Origin of the sequence: Nitrosomonas sp. Nm84, from assembly GCF_003201565.1 — a bacterium.
GTDB lineage: Bacteria > Pseudomonadota > Gammaproteobacteria > Burkholderiales > Nitrosomonadaceae > Nitrosomonas.
Genome location: NZ_QJJP01000083.1, coordinates 1 through 1,173, shown reverse-complemented (window position 1 = coordinate 1,173; position 1,173 = coordinate 1). Strand labels below are relative to the sequence as shown.

Below are 1,173 nucleotides of genomic sequence, written 5' to 3'. Positions count from 1 at the left end.
AACTTCACTTTTTGCCAGTGGCATGCGTGACAAATGCCTTTTAGAAATTTTTCTCTGTGGATACAGCAAAATTTTCGAGGTTGTGCAGAAGTCTTCTGGATGGAATACAAATTGGAAGCGGTGCGATTGGTTCACGGTGGTAAGTGCGGAATAAATGGAATTGACGCGATTGAGGGCAGAGCTTGCAAAAGTGAAGAGGGAGCGCGACATTGTAAAAAAAGCGACGGTGTACTTTACGCGGGAATCAGTGTGAAGTACGCCTGGATTGAACGACACAAAACCTGTTGGCCGGTTAGTCGACAATGTGAAGTGCTCAATGTCAGTACTAAACAGCTAGGGTACCAATCTGGGTGAATAAAACCACTCGCTACCAAAGAAGAGGCATCCCTGCAACACTTCCAAATCCCTCGCTTTCTTCTACTGGATGTTGCTCTGATTACCTTTTGCTAGTTTCAATTTTAAATGAAATGTCACCCCAATCATCTTCTGTAAATGTCTTAGGTATCTGTATTTTGAGCAAAACTTACAGTGGCTGCGAAGCTGTTGGCATTCGTTTCTATGAGATAATCTTTATCAGCCATGATGTGAACTCCTATATAGTTTGTGTTGTGGTTAGGGGTTGTTAGTGCTCATACACTTTCAATCCCGCTTTTACCTGAGTCCGTCAGGCTGCGGTTTGGGCTCGTTATGCAGCCCTAAACGGTAATATTGATGCTCTCCTGTCTTAATTGCTTCCAAGTAATCAGCCCAATCCTGCATCATGTGCGCCCGTGGCTCTAAATACAGGGCATGATTATAACTTGCTGAAGCTGCATCTCGTTTGCTGTGTGCAAGCTGCAGTTCGATATGATCATGGTTATAACCTCGTTCATGCAGAATCGTTGATGCGATGCCTCGGAAGCCGTGACCAGTCATGCGGGAGTGATAGCCTAGCCGGTAGAGAGCGTACAGGATAGTGTTATTGCTCATTGACTTACCGTCTCTGCGTTCACTAGGAAACAGTAAGACTTGATCAGCTGCCAGATCCCTGATTTTCTCTAATACAGCGATAGCCTGATCGGATAGTGGCACGATATGGGGAGTTTTCATTTTCATGCGTTCCGTTGGTATGCGCCATTGCTTTTTATCAAGATCTATTTCTTCCCACCTGGCGCCAATTAATTCACTGGTTCG

Annotated in this window: 1 protein-coding gene and 1 pseudogene; one reads left to right on the top strand and one right to left on the bottom strand. The window is 44.9% G+C overall.

All coding sequences use genetic code 11. From position 1 onward, the window contains the following. Positions 1-99: 99 nt before the first annotated feature. Positions 100-324, top strand: a pseudogene (locus C8R34_RS16185) (IS3 family transposase); the annotation flags it as partial. A 327-nt stretch (positions 325-651) separates the two neighbouring features. Here the strand turns inward: C8R34_RS16185 and C8R34_RS16180 are convergent. After that, positions 652-1,173: site-specific integrase (locus C8R34_RS16180; RefSeq protein ID WP_146207595.1), on the bottom strand; the 522-nt coding region annotated here is incomplete at its 5' end.